The sequence below is a fragment of the Dyadobacter sp. HNCC25DJ184 genome, from assembly GCF_056895215.1.
In genome coordinates this window covers 217,497-234,343 of the sequence record NZ_JBXHAQ010000011.1, presented here as the reverse complement: position 1 = coordinate 234,343, position 16,847 = coordinate 217,497, and the positions used below count along the sequence as shown (strand labels likewise).

The 16,847-nt window shown below is 43.6% G+C and carries 10 protein-coding genes; 4 read left to right on the top strand and 6 right to left on the bottom strand.

What is annotated here, in order from left to right:
* Positions 1-57: 57 nt before the first annotated feature.
* Both AC1XUD_RS17675 and AC1XUD_RS17670 read right to left on the bottom strand, forming a co-directional pair.
* Entirely contained in the window at positions 58-1,821 is a 1,764-nt protein-coding gene (locus AC1XUD_RS17675; RefSeq protein WP_483362364.1) for a RagB/SusD family nutrient uptake outer membrane protein, read from the bottom strand.
* A gap of 35 nt (positions 1,822-1,856) precedes the next feature.
* Positions 1,857-5,114: a SusC/RagA family TonB-linked outer membrane protein gene (locus tag AC1XUD_RS17670; protein WP_483362363.1), complete on the bottom strand. Its 3,258-nt coding sequence runs from the start codon at positions 5,112-5,114 to the stop codon at positions 1,857-1,859.
* Between the two features lie 324 nt (positions 5,115-5,438).
* Between AC1XUD_RS17670 and uvrA the strand changes: the two genes are divergently transcribed.
* On the top strand, positions 5,439-8,294 hold the full coding sequence (uvrA, locus tag AC1XUD_RS17665; RefSeq protein WP_483362362.1) for an excinuclease ABC subunit UvrA: 2,856 nt from the start codon (positions 5,439-5,441) through the stop codon (positions 8,292-8,294).
* Between the two features lie 212 nt (positions 8,295-8,506).
* On the opposite strand, the gene AC1XUD_RS17660 is transcribed toward uvrA, so the two are convergent.
* Positions 8,507-9,103, bottom strand: a complete 597-nt coding sequence (locus AC1XUD_RS17660) for a thymidine kinase (protein WP_483362361.1) — start codon at positions 9,101-9,103, stop codon at positions 8,507-8,509.
* Positions 9,104-9,199: 96 nt separating this feature from the next.
* On the opposite strand from AC1XUD_RS17660, the gene AC1XUD_RS17655 reads away from it, so the two are divergent.
* Positions 9,200-10,309, top strand: a complete 1,110-nt coding sequence (locus tag AC1XUD_RS17655; protein ID WP_483362360.1) for a hypothetical protein — start codon at positions 9,200-9,202, stop codon at positions 10,307-10,309.
* A 242-nt stretch (positions 10,310-10,551) separates the two neighbouring features.
* On the opposite strand, the gene AC1XUD_RS17650 is transcribed toward AC1XUD_RS17655, so the two are convergent.
* From AC1XUD_RS17650 to AC1XUD_RS17640, 3 genes are all read right to left on the bottom strand, one after another.
* The gene (locus tag AC1XUD_RS17650; RefSeq protein ID WP_483362359.1) at positions 10,552-11,400 is read right to left on the bottom strand and encodes a beta/alpha barrel domain-containing protein; all 849 of its coding nucleotides are present in this window, start codon (positions 11,398-11,400) and stop codon (positions 10,552-10,554) included.
* A 79-nt stretch (positions 11,401-11,479) separates the two neighbouring features.
* Positions 11,480-11,959, bottom strand: coding sequence for a hypothetical protein (locus AC1XUD_RS17645; protein ID WP_483362358.1), 480 nt, complete (start codon positions 11,957-11,959; stop codon positions 11,480-11,482).
* A 55-nt stretch (positions 11,960-12,014) separates the two neighbouring features.
* Positions 12,015-13,076 (bottom strand): NAD-dependent epimerase/dehydratase family protein, encoded by a 1,062-nt coding sequence (locus tag AC1XUD_RS17640; RefSeq protein WP_483362357.1) that lies wholly within the window; start codon positions 13,074-13,076, stop codon positions 12,015-12,017.
* A gap of 284 nt (positions 13,077-13,360) precedes the next feature.
* Between AC1XUD_RS17640 and AC1XUD_RS17635 the strand changes: the two genes are divergently transcribed.
* On the top strand, positions 13,361-14,077 hold the full coding sequence (locus tag AC1XUD_RS17635; RefSeq protein ID WP_483362356.1) for a hypothetical protein: 717 nt from the start codon (positions 13,361-13,363) through the stop codon (positions 14,075-14,077).
* Positions 14,077-16,845 (top strand): TonB-dependent receptor, encoded by a 2,769-nt coding sequence (locus AC1XUD_RS17630; protein WP_483362355.1) that lies wholly within the window; start codon positions 14,077-14,079, stop codon positions 16,843-16,845. Before AC1XUD_RS17635 ends, AC1XUD_RS17630 begins: the two co-directional genes overlap by 1 nt.
* Positions 16,846-16,847 lie beyond the last annotated feature (2 nt).

Here is a 16,847-nt window from a genome sequence, read left to right as displayed (position 1 = left end):
ACCGGCCCCTGCGAGCCGGTCTGTTCGATTAGTTTAGGTTAGTTAATTAGGCAAAGTTTAATAGTTCGGATTCTGGACCAGTGTTGGTTTGCCATCCAATTGGCTGTTCAGGATTTCGTCTTGTGGAATTGGGAAATAGTTATTTTTTGCGGTAAAAGTTTTACCAGCCATATAAGTCCTTTTGGGAAAAGTACGGCCCGAAGGTTCCTTGCCTGGCACAGCCTCTTCGGCAGCATATTTGTTCAAAACTTTTTCAGCTATACCCCAGCGTACAAGATCAAAGAAGCGATGTCCTTCCATTGCAAATTCCAGCCTTTGTTCCATCCTAACAGCATTTCTCGCAAAATCAGCTCCTTTCGAAGCAAAAGTGCCAACTTTGTATTCTTCCACTTTATAAGTTACTGTCGGGTCTTGAACAGAACCTGTTTTAGCACGCTTGCGTATTTGATTGACATATCCTTCTGCAGCCCCCAGATTATCTAATTCAATTTCGGCCTCAGCTAGCCAGAGAAGTACGTGCGATAATTTTATCAACCGATAATTGTTGTTGACATTTCTTTTGCTGGTTGAATGCGTTGTACTGTTCTCTTCTGCAAGATAGTACATCCATTTTTTTCCTGTAAAAGGTCCCGCGTAGTTTTGGTCTCTGATCCAGGTAGATCCGGGCATAGGGCCCCAGTCGAGGAAATTAACGCCACGGCGTCCAACGGTCCAATCCAGGCGAGGATCTACGGGTATTGTTTTATCCAGAGTAAACGGAGCCGAAGCAACAATTCCTTCATCGTTCGGCAAGTCCACGTTATTGTAGGTATCCAGTGTCCCATCAGCCGCATTTCCGATCATTGGTAATCCGTCTTCAGTCTTGAACGCATTTACGAGGTTATGCGAAGCCTGATAAAAACCGCAGCAGCCACGGCCGGGAGCGCCAGCGGAATATGGCCAGTTAAGGTTGTCACCGGCATTACCATTGTTACCATTAGTTCCATCGTTCACGGAAAATTGAACCTCGAAAATCGATTCTGAATTGTTGTTTCCTGTTGTTCTGTAATTGTCATGATAATTGGCAACCAGTTTTTTGCCCGAGTTGGCTAACACATCTTCAAGCAAAGTTTTAGCCTCTGCCCATTTCTTTTGGAACAAGAATGCTTTTGCAAGATAAGCTTTTGCGGCCCATCGGGTTGCTCTACCTTTTTGAGATTGAACAACAGGAAGATTTTTGGCCGCAAAGTCGAAATCTGCTTCAATTTTAGGCCAGATATTCTCCGTATTCGGAACTTTTGTGGAATTTGGATCTGACGATACATAAATTGTTTCATCAATGTATGGGACATTATTCCACATTTTTTTTGCCTCGAAGTGGTAGTGAGCACGTAGAAAACGGGCTTCTGCGATAACAAGGGTTTTTTCCGCATCGGTCATATCCAACACCGCTGGATTGGCGACGAGTTGAATTACCTCGTTGCAACGTGCCACACCGTCATACGAGTGCCACCATTTTCCCAGAAAGTAAGTATTGTCTGAAAGCCAGTTGTACTGCTCGATGAAAGATTGTTCTGGCTGGTCACCAGCATCAGTTCCCTTTACAGCATCGTCACTGGTTATTCCACCGAAAACATAGTTGGAAATGGTAGACTGACGCCCCGTGTTTCCAGCCCCAACACCGTCTAAAAGTGAATAGGCACCGATCAAAAGTGCATTTACGCCGTTTTTGTTACTCAATTGTTCAAGGGAAGCACGACCTTGCGGTTTAAGGTCAAAAAAGTCGTCAGAGCAGGAAAAGCTTACTCCGACGAGTATAAGTATTAAATATATCTTTTTCATTGTTCGATTTCAGAATTATTTGAATAACAACTAGACTAAAAGGCAAAGCGCAAACCTACAAGATATGATTTTGCGACAGGATAGGCTCCTTCATCGACTCCCAATTGAGTGTCCTGATTGTTTTCCCCGGATCTTCTAAGGTTAATGTCAGGGTCAAGACCAGTGTACTTCGTGAAGGTGAACATGTTCTGTCCCTGGATGTAAACTTGGGCTGAGCTCATTTTTATTTTTTTGAGTATGCCAGCCGGGATAGTATAGGTTAGCTGGACATTTTTAACTCTTAGATAAGAACCATCTTCTAGGAAGTATGTAGAAACTTGCTGGCTGGTAGCATCGCCCGAATTAAGTCTCGGCAATTTCGCATCGTCTCCCGGTTGCTTCCATGAATTGTAAAGCATATCCTTTGATCTATTGCCCTGGAAAACGTTGAAGTCTGTCCAATAGCGGGTGTAGTTGAAAATTTGGTTGCCTTGCACTCCTTGCCCGAACAAAGTAAGATCCCAGTTTTTGTAGCCGACGTTAATATTTATACCATAGTTAAATTTCGGGTGAGGACTACCAATGATGGTTCTGTCCGCCGCTGTAATAATGCCGTCTCCATTGATATCTCTGAATTTGAAAGTTCCTTCTCGTGTGTAAGATCCAAATTTGGGAGCAGCATCAGCTTCTGCTTTGTCCTTAATCACACCATCTACAAAGTAGCCGTAGTAGCTCGCAATAGGATGCCCCGCTTTAGTTGCGGACATAGCGGGTAGACGTGTAGTAAAACCGAATACTGTTGCATTCGGGTCGTTATTTAACTTGATTACTTCGTTTTTGTAATGACCTAGGTTGACACCGATCTGATATCTGAAGTCGCCTTTATTTTCTCTGTAAGTCAAACCTAAATCAAAGCCACGGTTACGAACTTCACCAATGTTAGTATAAGGTATCGTTCCTGAACCTGCAGTTCTTGGAATTGCTATTTGGGTAAGCATGTTGGAAGTAAGGCGGGTATACAAATCTACCACAACTTCTAAACGAGTTTTAAACAGGCTTGCGTCAATCCCAATGTTTGTGGAGGTGTTGGTTTCCCATCTTCCGTTCGGGTTGCCAAATTGCACCAGATCAAACCCGTTTACGATCGAAGTTCCTGTTCCGTTAATATCGTAGGCATTATTAAGAGGATCCGAAGCATATAATGTATAAGCATTGTATACGTTTGGAATTAACTGATTACCAGTTTTTCCCCAACCTGCACGAACTTTCAAATCATCAAGAAACTTTGCCTGTTTAAGAAACTTCAGCTCTGTCATACGCATCCCTACAGAAAACGCAGGGAAAATCCCATAGCGATAAGCCTCTGCAAATCGGGATGATCCATCACGACGTAAAGTGAAATCGGCCAGAAGGAAGTCCTTATAAGAGTAGTTTATTTTTCCGAATTGAGAGAACAACGAGCTTTCCGTAGCTCCGGGACCAGCATTGCTAAGACCTGCTGCTGACCCTGCATCCAAATACCGATAGTCTAAATCATCGAAAGCGAAACTACTCCTACTCGCAGTGAATTGTGCGGCATAAGTTTTTACTGCTTCTGTTCCAACTAATACATTAATCATGTGGGAGCCAAAAGTTTTATTGTAATTCACGGTATTGAACCATGTAACGGAGCGGTCTACATTGTTAATTACGTTTAAGCTGTTGGCGTTTCTCGCCTCCGCTGCTTCTATATCACGATGGAAGTATTCTGATCTATTGTATTGGTTATACTCAATACCCAGACTTGTTTTGGCTGTAAGTCCCGGCAAAATGTCGATCTGCGCATAGGCATTACCAAATGCATGGGTTCCCTTTGTAATATTGTCCTTTTCCCTGTACAATCTGGCCAGCGGGTTAGGAGCATTTCCAAGGTTACTACCCCGACTTCCTGCGAATCCATTGTATGGTGACGTGTTCGTGCCTCCAAGTTCCTTGGGGCCACCTGTAATGTCAAAAACCGGAATAATTGGGTGAACACGGATAGCAAACATAATCGGATTACTTTCATCGTTGTTTGTTATACCCTGTCTTTCATCATACGAGAAGGTGAAATTTTCTCCAACTGTTACTTTTCCAGCAGTAAATTCAGTATTGGCCCGTAAAGAATATCGCTTGTAATTGGTGTAGCGCAGAATACCATTTTGCTTGAAATAGTTAGCAGAAAGTGCATATTTTGCCGACTTCGAGCCCCCGGATGCGCCAATTTGGTAGTTAGAGATCGAAGCAGGGTCGAAGATTTCATTTTGCCAGTCTGTCCCCTGTTTATTGGCCTTCGTAATGTTGAAGGCAGTTTTTCCCAGGTTTGGATCTGCTATATCGTTAGTATAGGTATAATTTGCAGGGAGCTCACCATAAACATTGGGATAAATATAATCTGCAATAGTTTGACCACCCTGTTCGGTAAATTTGTACTGAGCAGACGGGGAGGTCACCCAAGGTGTTTTGCCGGCTCCTATATCTGATTGGAATAAATAGCTGCCAATCTCTTGAGTATTGAGTAGATCCAGCATTTTACCCGGCCGTTGTGTACCCGTGTAGAAGTCGAAAGTGATTTTAGGATCACCCGATTTTCCCCTTTTTGTTGTGATGATTACAACACCGTTCGCCGCTCTGGCTCCATAAATTGAAGCAGCAGATGCATCCTTCAAAACTTGCATGGACTCAATGTCATTCGGATTGATCTGATTCAAGGCGCCTTGAGTAGGTACTCCGTCAATAACATATAGTGGACTGTTATTGTTGATTGAGCCAAATCCTCGGATCCGAACCATTGTTCCTCCACCAGGAGAGTTGTCGTTGCCGACAGTTACACCTGACGCACGCCCCTGAAGCATTTGGGTAACGCTTGCCGTAGGTACCGCTGTTAGTTCTTTCGTATTAATCACGGTGACGGCCCCAGTGATATCCTGCTTACGTTGCGCAGCATAACCAGTTACAACGATCTCTGACAGATTTTTTACGTCATCAACCAATATTACGTCAATAACAGATTTTGATCCTACAACGATTTCTTGTTTCAAAAATCCAATTGAGGAAAAAACGAGGGTAGCGTTGGTAGATTTTGCATCAATCGAATAACTTCCGTTTGCGTCAGTGACTGTCCCTGCCGTGCTGCCTTTGATGGTAACATTGATCCCAGGGAGCCCTGAACCGTCCCCTGCCGAAGTAACGGTGCCTGTAACAATTTTTTCCTGGGCGTATGCTGGTGCAAACATCGTGAGCAGCAAGAAAAATAGCATTTCCCGGAAGATTCTTAGGTGTAAATTTTCTTTCATATGGTTAGGTGACAAAATGGTAAAAAAATAACAAAACATGCCAATATAGTGTCAAATATAGACATGGAGGTGACATTTATATCCTCTTGTATAAGAAAATAAAAAGAAAAATTATAAATGGTTACGCCTTGCTGTTAATTTATTATTTGAATAATGCAAAATTGCAAACGTTTGCATTGTCTCCAAAAATTGGAAATTATCAATTCGCAGGTGTATACGTAGACTCGTTATTTGGACAAAATATTTGCAACTCAAAGCCCGATTTTGTGGTTAACTTTGGTAGATAAAAGAATTAAGCAAGGGACAATAAACTGATTGATCGTTTTGGAATACTTGAATGGATTAGAGATAGAATCGCAGGATCTGATTGAGGTTCAGGGGGCACGTGAGCATAATCTAAAGAATATTGATCTGGCAATTCCACGTAATAAACTCGTGGTTGTAACAGGTATTAGCGGCAGCGGAAAATCGTCACTGGCGTTTGATACAATCTACGCAGAAGGCCAGCGACGCTATATGGAGAGCTTTTCTGCCTATGCAAGGGGGGTTATTGGCGAAATGGAGCGCCCGGATGTTGACAAGATCAGTGGACTTTCTCCAGTGATCAGCATCGAACAAAAAACAACTTCCCGTAATCCGCGGTCGACAGTCGGAACGGTTACGGAGATATACGATTTTCTGCGCTTGCTATATGCACGGGCGGGAGAGGCATATTCATATGTAACCGGCCGCAAGATGGTTAAGCAATCTCAGGATCAGATTGTCAATCAGTTACTTACTCAGTTTCTGGGGCAAAAAATTGTGATATTGGCACCAGCCGTTAAAGGGCGTAAAGGGCATTATCGGGAGCTGTTCGTGCAGATTGCAAGAATGGGATATAATAAAGTCAGGGTAGATGGAGAGGTGAAAGATATCACTCCGAAAATGCAACTGGATCGATATAAAGTACATGATATCGAGATCGTAATTGACAGAGTCGTTCCGAAGTCGGAGAAGGAAGATACGCAGTCAAGATTCCGATTGAGCCAGTCAGTGGCGACTGCCGTGAAGCAGGGCAAAGGTGCGCTGATGATCCTGGATAGTAAGGGTGAAACCTATTATTTTTCCCAAAATCTGATGGACCCGGAGTCTGGAATCAGCTATGACGATCCGGCCCCAAATGCGTTTTCTTTTAACTCACCCTATGGCTGGTGCCCTCAATGCCAGGGGTTGGGTATAGTGGAGGAAATTACAGAGGAGTCGATCATTCCTGACAAGTCCTTGTCAATCAGCAAGGGCGGTATAGCGCCGATGGGCGAGTATCGCGACTCCTGGATTTTCAAGCAACTGGAAGCGCTGCTTAAAAAGTACAAAGTGAATTTGACGACGCCGCTGGAAAAATTTCCGGAAGAGGCGCTCAAAATCGTTTTATATGGAAGTGAAGAGGCGGTTGCAGTTCCTTCAAAGAAATATCCCGGCACTGAATGGGAAACCAAATTTGACGGAATTATCAATTTTCTGAAACGTCAGCAGGAGACGTCAAATGACAAAATACTGGACTGGCTGAAGGATTTCATGGTGTCAAAAACCTGTCCGGAGTGTAATGGGAAAAGATTGAAGAAAGAATCGCTTCATTTTAAGATTGACCAGAAAGATATAGCTGACCTGGCCGATCAGGATGTGGGCGAACTGGCGAAATGGCTGATTGACCTTGAGGACAGGCTGGAGGAAAGACAGCGGGTTATTGGTGGGGAGGTATTAAAAGAAATTCGGAAAAGAGTGGGCTTTCTGCTCGATGTGGGATTGGAATATCTGACCTTAAATCGCTCACTCAGAACACTTTCTGGAGGAGAAGCCCAACGTATTCGCCTCGCAACACAGATCGGGACACAGTTGACCGGCGTTCTGTATATTATGGATGAGCCCAGTATCGGACTTCACCAGCGTGACAATGTACGGTTGATCAACTCACTAAAAAGTCTGCGGGATTTGGGTAATACGGTTCTGGTCGTGGAGCATGACAAGGATATGATGCTGGCTTCAGATTATGTGATCGATATCGGTCCGGGAGCAGGTCGTCATGGGGGAAATGTGGTGGGAGCGGGGACTCCCGAAGAGTTTTTGAAAAATGGCTCTCTGACTGCCGATTATTTGAGTGGCAGACAGTTCATTGAGATACCGAAGCAACGCAGGAAGGGGAGTGGCAAGTCTATTGAATTGAAAGGCTGCACGGGACATAATTTGAAAAACGTCAGTATCAGTCTCCCGCTCGGGAAAATGATTTGCGTGACGGGCGTTAGTGGAAGTGGCAAGTCTTCGATGATTCACGAAACGCTGTTTCCGTTGCTGAATCAGCATTTATATAAATCTAGAAGAGAGCCGTTGGCCTACAAATCAATCGAAGGGCTAGAGCATATCGATAAGGTAATTGAAGTAGACCAGTCGCCGATCGGGAGGACTCCAAGGTCAAACCCGGCTACCTATACCAATCTTTTTACGGATATCAGAACGTTGTTTGCCGAAATGCCTGAATCTAAAATCCGGGGATATAAACCAGGTCGTTTTTCATTCAATGTAAAAGGCGGGCGTTGCGAAGATTGTGAAGGAGCAGGTATGAAAAGGATTGAGATGGATTTCCTTCCCGACGTGCATATTGACTGCGAAACGTGCAAGGGTAAACGTTTTAACCGGGAAACTCTGGAGGTGCGGTTTAAAGGCAAGTCGATTGCGGATATATTGGATATGACGGTGGAGACGGCGATCGAGTTTTTCGAAAACCAGCCAAGATTGTTGCGAAAAGTTCAGACGCTTTTTGATGTCGGTTTGGGATATATCACTTTGGGACAACATGCGACGACCCTTTCAGGCGGCGAGGCCCAACGCGTGAAGCTTTCAGAAGAACTGTCAAAACGTGATACAGGAAAAACGCTCTATATTTTGGATGAACCCACAACGGGCCTCCATTTTCAGGACATCAAACATTTATTAAATGTCTTGAACAAACTAGTCGACAAGGGAAACACAGTCCTGATCATTGAGCATAACCTGGACGTAATTAAAGTAGCTGATTACCTCATAGATATGGGTCCTGAAGGCGGCGGAGGTGGCGGAAAAGTCGTTGCTGAAGGAACGCCGGAAAAGGTATCGAAGGTGAAGGGGAGTTATACCGGGCACTTTTTGAGGGAGGAGTTGAAGGGGTGAGGTCTTTGTAAATTAGCGCAAAATAAAAAATTAGCTGGAGCAAAAACGTAACCATTTTCGCAAAATGCAACGACAGCCTGGAGGGTCGGTTTTAAATTTGTTCTACCAGAAAATTCGATCGGACTAAAAGCGTATTGATAGATCAAATTAGTAATTAAACATATGGAAAATAGTTGCTCAATCAAACGATTTTGAAGGCACCGTTCCATTCCTCACCCTACCAAGCCGGCAGCCTCTTCCCCCAAATTAAAACACCTCCGGCACCGCGCTTCGTATAAATCAGCTTCGCCCAGTAACACGCGATCGTCGGAGGTGGAGAGGCGGTAGGAATGGGATGCAACTTCTCCACAGACCATGCATATGGCGTGTACTTTGGTGACATACTCGGCGATCGCCATCAGTTGGGGCATGCAGCCGAAGGGTTTTCCAAGATAGTCCATATCTAGTCCGGCAATGATGACACGCTTGCCTGAATTGGCAAGGTCATCACAAACCTGCACAACCGAGTCATCAAAAAACTGTGCTTCGTCGAGGCCCACTACTTCACAATCGCCAGCAAGTGTGGCAATCTCAATGGCCTGGCTGACAGGAATTGATGAAATGAAATTCTCATTATGAGAAACAATGTTCTCGTGGTGGTAGCGTTTATCCAGAGTTGGTTTAAAGATTTGTACTCTTTGTTTTGCAATCTTGGCTCGGTTTAACCTGCGAATTAATTCTTCCGTCTTGCCGGAAAACATCGACCCGCATATTACTTCGATCCATCCCGTCCGCGGGTTTTGCTTTTTATGTGAAGGTTCAATAAACATCTTTTACGAAGTGCGCAGGCAGCCTGCCAAATTTTAATATCTTTACAAATCAAACACAAATTTCTCAAACTCGTTCGTTAAACATCCTTATTCGTTATGTCGAATAATCTAAATATAAAAGCCCTAACCCATTATGCGTCACGTTTTACGAAACTGGTGCTCAATGAAGCCTATCGCCAAAAAGAAGTAGCGACGGGTGGAGAGTTGTTGAAACTGACTCCCGTGCGCCAGGTAAATCTGGGGATTCTCAACCGTTTGTTCGAGCAGTGGAAGAGTAATGCGGAGTCTTTTAAAAGTCCGTATTTTGACTTTGGAAATGAAGAGGTTAAGGAGGCATTACAAACTTTTATGAATACCGCTTCACAACATATTGCTGTAAAAAAGAATGACCTTGAGCCTCTTTTGGAAGCATCTGTGAATGACGCGCTCGTGTTACTTTTCACGCCAGCCGATTATCTGAAAGAAAAAATAAAAGCAGCTAACGGACTAGATCGTCAGTTTGCTGAGCAGTTGATAAAGTATACACATATTCACAGACATACAGCCGAATTACTAGCTGAAAAACTGGGCGGAAGCTATAAGGATTCAGTGAATGTAAGCGAGGCGGAAAACTGGATTGGTGAGGTAGTAAATCAGACAGATGCATTGGATGATAAGGATCCATATCTTGCTCAATTCGGAGAAGTTCTTTCAATCAATCTGGACGAGATATATGTAAATACCGTTGCTGAGCCCGTTAAAATGCCAAAGCCGCACGAAGCGCAGTCGTTTTTTGATTCTGCTTTTGGAGAGATGGAACCGGTTTATAATGTGTCAAAATCCGCGCCAAAAGGCGTTTCTGGTACTACAGTTCTGTCTGAAATTGTTTCCCAATCAAGTTCTTTGGAAAAGGAAACGCTCAACAGCAGATTTAAAGTTGAGATTCCTGAACCAACAGAAGACAAGACCTACGGTACTGTTCAAATGCGAGTGGAAAGTATAGCAGGTGCTATACCTTTGGGCCAGCGTTTTATGTTTGTCAACCAATTGTTCAATAAAAACAACGAGCATTTTGAGAAAGCCATTTATGAATTGGATGCTGTGAAAAGTTACGAGGAAGCACAGAATCTGATATGGCACCGTTATGCATCTAAATATGCTTGGAATGTGAATGGCGAGGCAGTAACCACTCTTTTGAATATCATAAAAAGAAAGTTCACGTCATAAATATTCAGCTTTTCGAATAACACGAACCAGGCCCAGGCCTGGTTTTTTTTATCTACGGATATCAAGCAATAGATTTTGTAAATAAATATCGACCCACCTTTCCACACCAAACAGACTCCAGACGAAATACATGAAAAGGCCTGCTCCTGACTATTCCCTGACCGGGCATCCGCAACGATTTTCAAATGGTAGAGCGACCACTTCCTAACCAAACCTGGCAAGCCCTGACTAACTCCTGGCAACTACCCAACAACCAACCGCTGAAACAATAACTTCGCCTCACCAAAGGCTTCATTGTCGACGTATATGTATTCACCGTGCTCTTTGGCGAATTCCAGCAGATTTTCTGTAGGCATATTCCCGACGAGTGTATCTTGTGCCATGGGACAGCCGCCATATCCTAAAATTGCACCGTCAAACCGGCGGCAACCACCGGCATATGCAGCCTGCAACTTTGGCCTCCAGTCAGCTGGGAGTACATGAAAATGCGCGCCGACCTCCAGATACGGTTTTTCCGGAACGAGTTGAGAGAACAATGAAAGTATATCTTCCTCGCGAGCAACACCCACGGTATCGGATAAAGAAAAAATTTGGACACCGAACGATTCGAGCTCATGAACCCATTGAAGGACCAGATCGGGATGCCACGGATCGCCATACGGATTGCCAAAACCCATGGAGATGTATATTACCAACTCCTTGTTTTTCTCTGAACATGTTGCCGCTATTGTCTCCACCTTCTTTAACGATTCGGAAATCGTGGCATTAGTATTTCGAAGTTGAAAGGTTTCGGATATTGAAAATGGATATCCGACGTATTTGATTTCATCAAAAGCACAAGCTTCTGCTGCACCGCGTTCATTTGCTACAATGGCCAATAAATTGGTTGAAGTCCCGCTTAAATCCAGGAGAGATATTAATTGAGCCGTATCGCTGACCTGCGGCATTGCTTTATGAGACACAAAACTGCCGAAGTCGATGGTATCAAAGCCGACTTTTAGTAGCCGATTCAGGTACTCTGCCTTAAGTTTTGTGGGGATAAGCGGGTGATATCCTTGCCATGCATCCCGCGGACATTCGATGATCTTCATGTTTTAAATATACCCTGTTTTATGCAAAAAGGCATCCGATTGTTAAACCAGATGCCTTTTCAAAAACAAATATTCTTACTTACTGCGCGCCTGCAGTAGCAATGAGAACAAGTGCAATATTGACTCCGAGGCCGATTCCCCAGTTTTTCCAAACTTTTCCGGATTTGATGCGCTTTGCCTTTTTGGTATAACCTCTATAATAATCTGCCTTCTGAAACAATTGCTGATCCGGATATCCCAGATTTTCAAGCTTTGGGGTAGTTGAAGAGCAGGCAATTGCCGGAATCAAGCCAAGCAAGGGCGAAACCAAACTTGTAATAAGTGTTCCGGTAGCCGCTCCTTTGTATTTTCGGTAGTTTTTTGAAGCGTCTATCTCTCCCTTGGTATTCAGGTCTTGGGCAGACATTTCATTGGAAAAAAACTTCTCTTCTTTCTTGAAGTCTGAAATTGTAATCGTCGAGTCCAGGCCTTCTGAAACCTGAGCAGACGTTGAAAAAGAGCAAAACAAACACAAACCTATAACGAAAGGCGCGAAAAAAGCCTTGGCATTCTTAATCATAAAATGGGTTTTAAAGTAGGTGGAGGAAATTCAATAAAGCAATCGAGTTTCAAAACTACCTAAGTATGGGAGCCAGATCTTTTTCATTAGCAGCCAACCATACAGTAATTTCTTCCACAATCTGTTTGATACCAATTTCAGGTTTCCACCCGGTTAGTGCGGTCACTTTCGAATTATCAGTTACATACAACCGGATATCCGCAGTCCTGTTTTCCGGAACAACTTTAATTGGTATCGTTTTGCCCGTCACTTCCTGGCAAACTTTCGTCAATTCCTGAAGTGATGCACTGCTTTCCAAGCCGCCACCCGCATTTAAAACTTCGCCGTTTACCTTTTCAATATTGTGCAATTGCCAGTCGATTAAGCGATATAGATCTGCAACGTGCAACATATCACGGATTTGTTTGCCCGTGCCCCCGTAGCCGAAGTATCCTAATTGTTGCTCGAAGTAATGTTTGGCGATCCAAAGTACCATCACGCCCTGGTCCACTTTGCCCATTTGCCATGGACCAGTGATCACACCACAGCGATTAATGACCGTTTTTAAATTATAGAATTCATTGTATTCCTGAATGATTAATTCGGAAGCCAGCTTGGTAGTGCCATAAAGTGATCTTGCTCCGGTCAACGGAAAATCTTCCGCAATGCCCTTCGACGACACGCCTGGAACGGGCTGGTCATCGCTTAAAGCAAAACGGGTTTCTTCTTCAACGAAATTCAAATTTTCAATTGCCTTAATCGGATATACACGGCTCGTAGAAAGGAAAATGAAATTTGCCTTATGCTTTAATGCAAAATTCAAACAATTGACAGTTCCGACCAGATTGGTATTGATCAGGTAATCGGGAGTTCCGTCCAGACCTGCCAAAACCGAAGGCTCGGCGGAAGCTTCAATGACGGCATCTATCGCAGGAATGACATCGAAGTCTTCTTTATTACGAATATCGCCATGAACGAATTCGACGCCAACTGCTCTCAATCGGCTGATATTCAATTCTGATCCTCTTCTTTTCAGATTGTCTAAAGCAAAGATCTGATAGCTGGGATAGTTTGTTTTAAGTGAAATAGCGAGTGCAGATCCAACAAATCCGGCTCCTCCGGTGATTAAAATTTTCATGGACAAAATGGTATTTTGATTTCCTTGTGGCAAGTGCTTTTGATTTTCTGCATTTGCATGGAATCAATGAGTATATATATTTAAGGTGCCAAAGTTAGATTCATTCTGTCAATAGAGCGCAATCCAAAAAAGTTTTTTAAAGTTTCCAACCATTTGATAGTAAGTAACCGTCTTTGGAAAAGTTGTCCTTGTCAAGGCAGTAGGTAACCGTTATTTACAACTTTCTTGTTTGTCGTCGCAACAGACGTGGGAAGTTTTTGGTATCAGTTAATAAAACCAATTCTATGCGGATTTTTACAGTCGTTGCCTTATTGTTTTCATCAATATGCTACGGGCAATCGGAAACTGCTGCTTTGCCTACCGATCGGTTGATCGTCGAACCGATTAAAAAATATAAGGAAGCCACATTTTTATCTCAGAATCTATACAACGGTCGTGCATATTATATGTACGATTCGAAAATGGAAGAGCATCAGTTCTTTGTAGATCGCAAGTGGGTTCCGGGCAAGGTTTATTATAATGACCAGCTTTTTGAGAAAGTGGAAATGCTTTACGATATCGTAAAGGATGAGCTCGTGATCCATCATTTGAATGGAGATAACCTCCTTCTGCAATCCGAGAGGGTTGATTATTTCGATATTAGGGATCATCATTATAAAAGGTTGATTGCCGGGAAAGACATAGGGGCAGGCATGAGAACCGGATTTTACGATATTGTGTACGGTGGCAAAACGAAGCTTATTGTGCGGAGAAGGAAAGAGAGGCAGGAAAAAATTGTTGAACGACAGGTGATCTCGCTATATCCCCAAAAAGATTTTTACTATTTGTTCAAAGACGGTACTTACCACAATGTTCGTTCGAAAAAATCGGTACTGGCTCTTTTTCCAGAAAATGGAAAAGAGTTGAGAAGGGCCGTAAGGGCGCAACATATTCAATATAGAAAGAATCGGGAGGCCGCTATTACGATAATGGCAGCAAAATATGACGAACTTGTTAAATGATGAAAAAACTTTTACAACTCCTTCTTTCTACTTGTTTGGCAGTTTGCAGCTTTCAAAGTTTTGCACAGGTTACTGGTGACAAGGTTACGATCAAGCTGGATTCAGCACGGTTTCAGGAATTTGTGAAGCAGATTGAATCCCAGACCGACTACTATTTTTACTACGACCAATCCCGATTCGACAGTCTGACGCTTGACCTCAAAGTGTCAGATATGCCATTAAGGTCCGTGCTCGATCAGGTTTTTCGCGGTTCTGAATTCGAATATGCAATCGACGCCAACAAAAGGATTTTTATAACGGAGGGGCAAAAAATAATGACCCAACTTCAGCCGGATATATTCAATCCAAACGCAAATTCCGACAATCAGGGAGTTGCTTACGTTGGCCCGGAGATGGATGCTAAGGAGAAATTGCTCTCGACCGCTGAAAGTAAAATACACGATATAGGTATTCGAAAGCACCGGATTGTTCCTGGAAATTCAACGATAACAGGTTATGTGCGAAATGCAGTCAACGGTGAGCCGGTGATAGGCGCTGCGCTTTTTATCGAAAATCCGTCGATTGGGGTATCAACAGATGCGCTTGGTTTTTATTCACTAACCATACCCAGAGGCCGCCAGAAAATCAAGGTGAAAAGTTTCGGGATGAGAGAAACGCAACGGAGCGTTGTGCTCTATTCTGATGGAAAGCTGGATATTGAAATGCGTGAAAGTGTGATCGCTCTGAAAGAGGTATCCGTTAAAGCGGGTATGGACAAAAACGTGGTCGGTACGCAGATGGGACAGGTGAAGCTGACCATCAAAAATTTGAAACAAGTACCTACAGTGTTTGGTGAAACGGATTTGCTACGCACCGTGCTCACCCTTCCGGGCGTGAAGTCAGTCGGTGAAAATAGCACGGGTCTCAACGTTCGCGGAGGTTCTACGGATCAGAACCTGATCCAGTTTAACGACGCTGTGATTTACAATCCATCCCACCTTTTCGGATTTTTCTCGGCATTTAATCCTGACATCGTTCGCGACGTTGAGCTGTATAAAAGTACTATTCCTGCAAAATTTGGCGGTCGGCTTTCTTCTGTTCTGGACGTAAACGGCCGTGACGGGAACAAGAAGAAGTTCGTTGCCTCAGGCGGTATTGGTCTGGTGACCGGAAGGCTGACGCTGGAAGGACCGATTATCAAAGATAAAACTTCCTTCATCGTGGGCGGACGGTCAACATATTCGAACTGGGTGATCAAGGCGTTGGATAATCCTGCCTACAATAAAAGTAAGGCCAATTTCTATGACGCCAACTTTCAGATCACGCATGAGATCAACGAAAAAAATACCATTTTGCTGACGGGATATACAAGTAGCGATAAGTTCAAGCTTTATGGAGACACAACTTACGCTTACAAGAACACGCTTGGCGCTCTAAAATGGAAGCATACTTTTAACACAAAAATGTACGGAGAGTTTACCGCTTCCCATAGCAAATATCAGTATTCAATAGATGCTTCAGGCCTTCCGCTCAATTCGTTCAACCTTAAATTCGATATCAATCAATCTAACTTTAAAGCAGATTTCAGCTATCTGCTTACGCCTAAACACACCCTTGATTTTGGTTTAAGCTCAATATTCTACAAACTCCATCCCGGAACATTCGTGCCTCGCGGAGAGCAGTCGTTGATTGTTGCTGACAAACTGGAGCCGGAACAGGCGACCGAAAGTGCTATATATATTGAAGATAAATTTGAAGTCAGCCCAAGATTATCGCTTTCCGCAGGTTTAAGATATTCATTCTTCCAATATCTCGGTCCCAAAACCGTCAATACTTATGCGCCGGGATTCCCCATCGACTATATCTATCAGGACGGAACAATTGATTATACTTCCCGCAAACCGATCAAAACATACGGCGGACCTGAGATCAGGGTTTCAGCAAGATATAGTGTTTTTGACAACCTCTCTTTGAAGGTTAGTTACAATACTTTAAGACAATATATCCACCTTCTGACAAACACCATGACGGTGTCACCAACGGATATCTGGAAGCTCAGCGATACATATATCAAACCGCAACTCGGAGATCAGGTTTCAGTCGGTTTATATAGAAACCTCAGAGGCAATAAAGTGGAGGTTTCTCTGGAAGGATACTATAAAAACATCAATAATTTCCTTGATTATAAAGGCGGCGACTCGCTGATTATGAACCACAACATCGAAGCCGCTGTGATCACCACGAGAGCGAAGGCGTACGGAGTTGAATTTATGATCAAGAAAATGACGGGTAAACTGAACGGGTGGGTGGCATATACCTACGCTAGAACACTGTTGAGGGCGGTCGACAGAGACTCGCCGGATGCCCCGAATAATGGCAATTATTATCCGAGTAATTACGATAAACCGCACGACTTTACGGCTATTACAAACTACCGTTTCAGCCACCGGTTCAGTCTTTCTTTAAACTTTACATACAGCACAGGACGACCTTATACCCCGCCAGTGGGTAAATACATCGTTGATGGGGCGCAGCGGGTTTATTATGCGGAACGGAATCAATATAGAATTCCGGATTACTACAGAATGGACGTGGCGATGAATATTGAGGGGAATCACAAGATCAAAAAGCTGGCGCACAGTTCTTGGACGTTATCGGTGTACAACCTTTTGGGCCGTAAGAATCCAACATCGGTTTATTTCCAAACGATTGCAGGTAAAGTAAACGGATATCAGTTGTCAATTTTTGGCCAACCGATTCCGACGATTACTTATAATTTCAGATTTTGATC

What these genes read in the sequence shown, in the direction of transcription:
- AC1XUD_RS17670 (WP_483362363.1), bottom strand. Translation starts at nt 5,114, where the DNA reads ATGAAAGAAAATTTACACCTAAGAATCTTCCGGGAAATGCTATTTTTC.
- AC1XUD_RS17630 (WP_483362355.1), top strand. Translation starts at nt 14,077, where the DNA reads ATGAAAAAACTTTTACAACTCCTTCTTTCTACTTGTTTGGCAGTTTGC.
- AC1XUD_RS17655 (WP_483362360.1), top strand. Translation starts at nt 9,200, where the DNA reads ATGTCGAATAATCTAAATATAAAAGCCCTAACCCATTATGCGTCACGT.
- AC1XUD_RS17675 (WP_483362364.1), bottom strand. Translation starts at nt 1,821, where the DNA reads ATGAAAAAGATATATTTAATACTTATACTCGTCGGAGTAAGCTTTTCC.
- AC1XUD_RS17650 (WP_483362359.1), bottom strand. Translation starts at nt 11,400, where the DNA reads ATGAAGATCATCGAATGTCCGCGGGATGCATGGCAAGGATATCACCCG.
- AC1XUD_RS17660 (WP_483362361.1), bottom strand. Translation starts at nt 9,103, where the DNA reads ATGTTTATTGAACCTTCACATAAAAAGCAAAACCCGCGGACGGGATGG.
- AC1XUD_RS17640 (WP_483362357.1), bottom strand. Translation starts at nt 13,076, where the DNA reads ATGAAAATTTTAATCACCGGAGGAGCCGGATTTGTTGGATCTGCACTC.
- AC1XUD_RS17635 (WP_483362356.1), top strand. Translation starts at nt 13,361, where the DNA reads ATGCGGATTTTTACAGTCGTTGCCTTATTGTTTTCATCAATATGCTAC.
- AC1XUD_RS17645 (WP_483362358.1), bottom strand. Translation starts at nt 11,959, where the DNA reads ATGATTAAGAATGCCAAGGCTTTTTTCGCGCCTTTCGTTATAGGTTTG.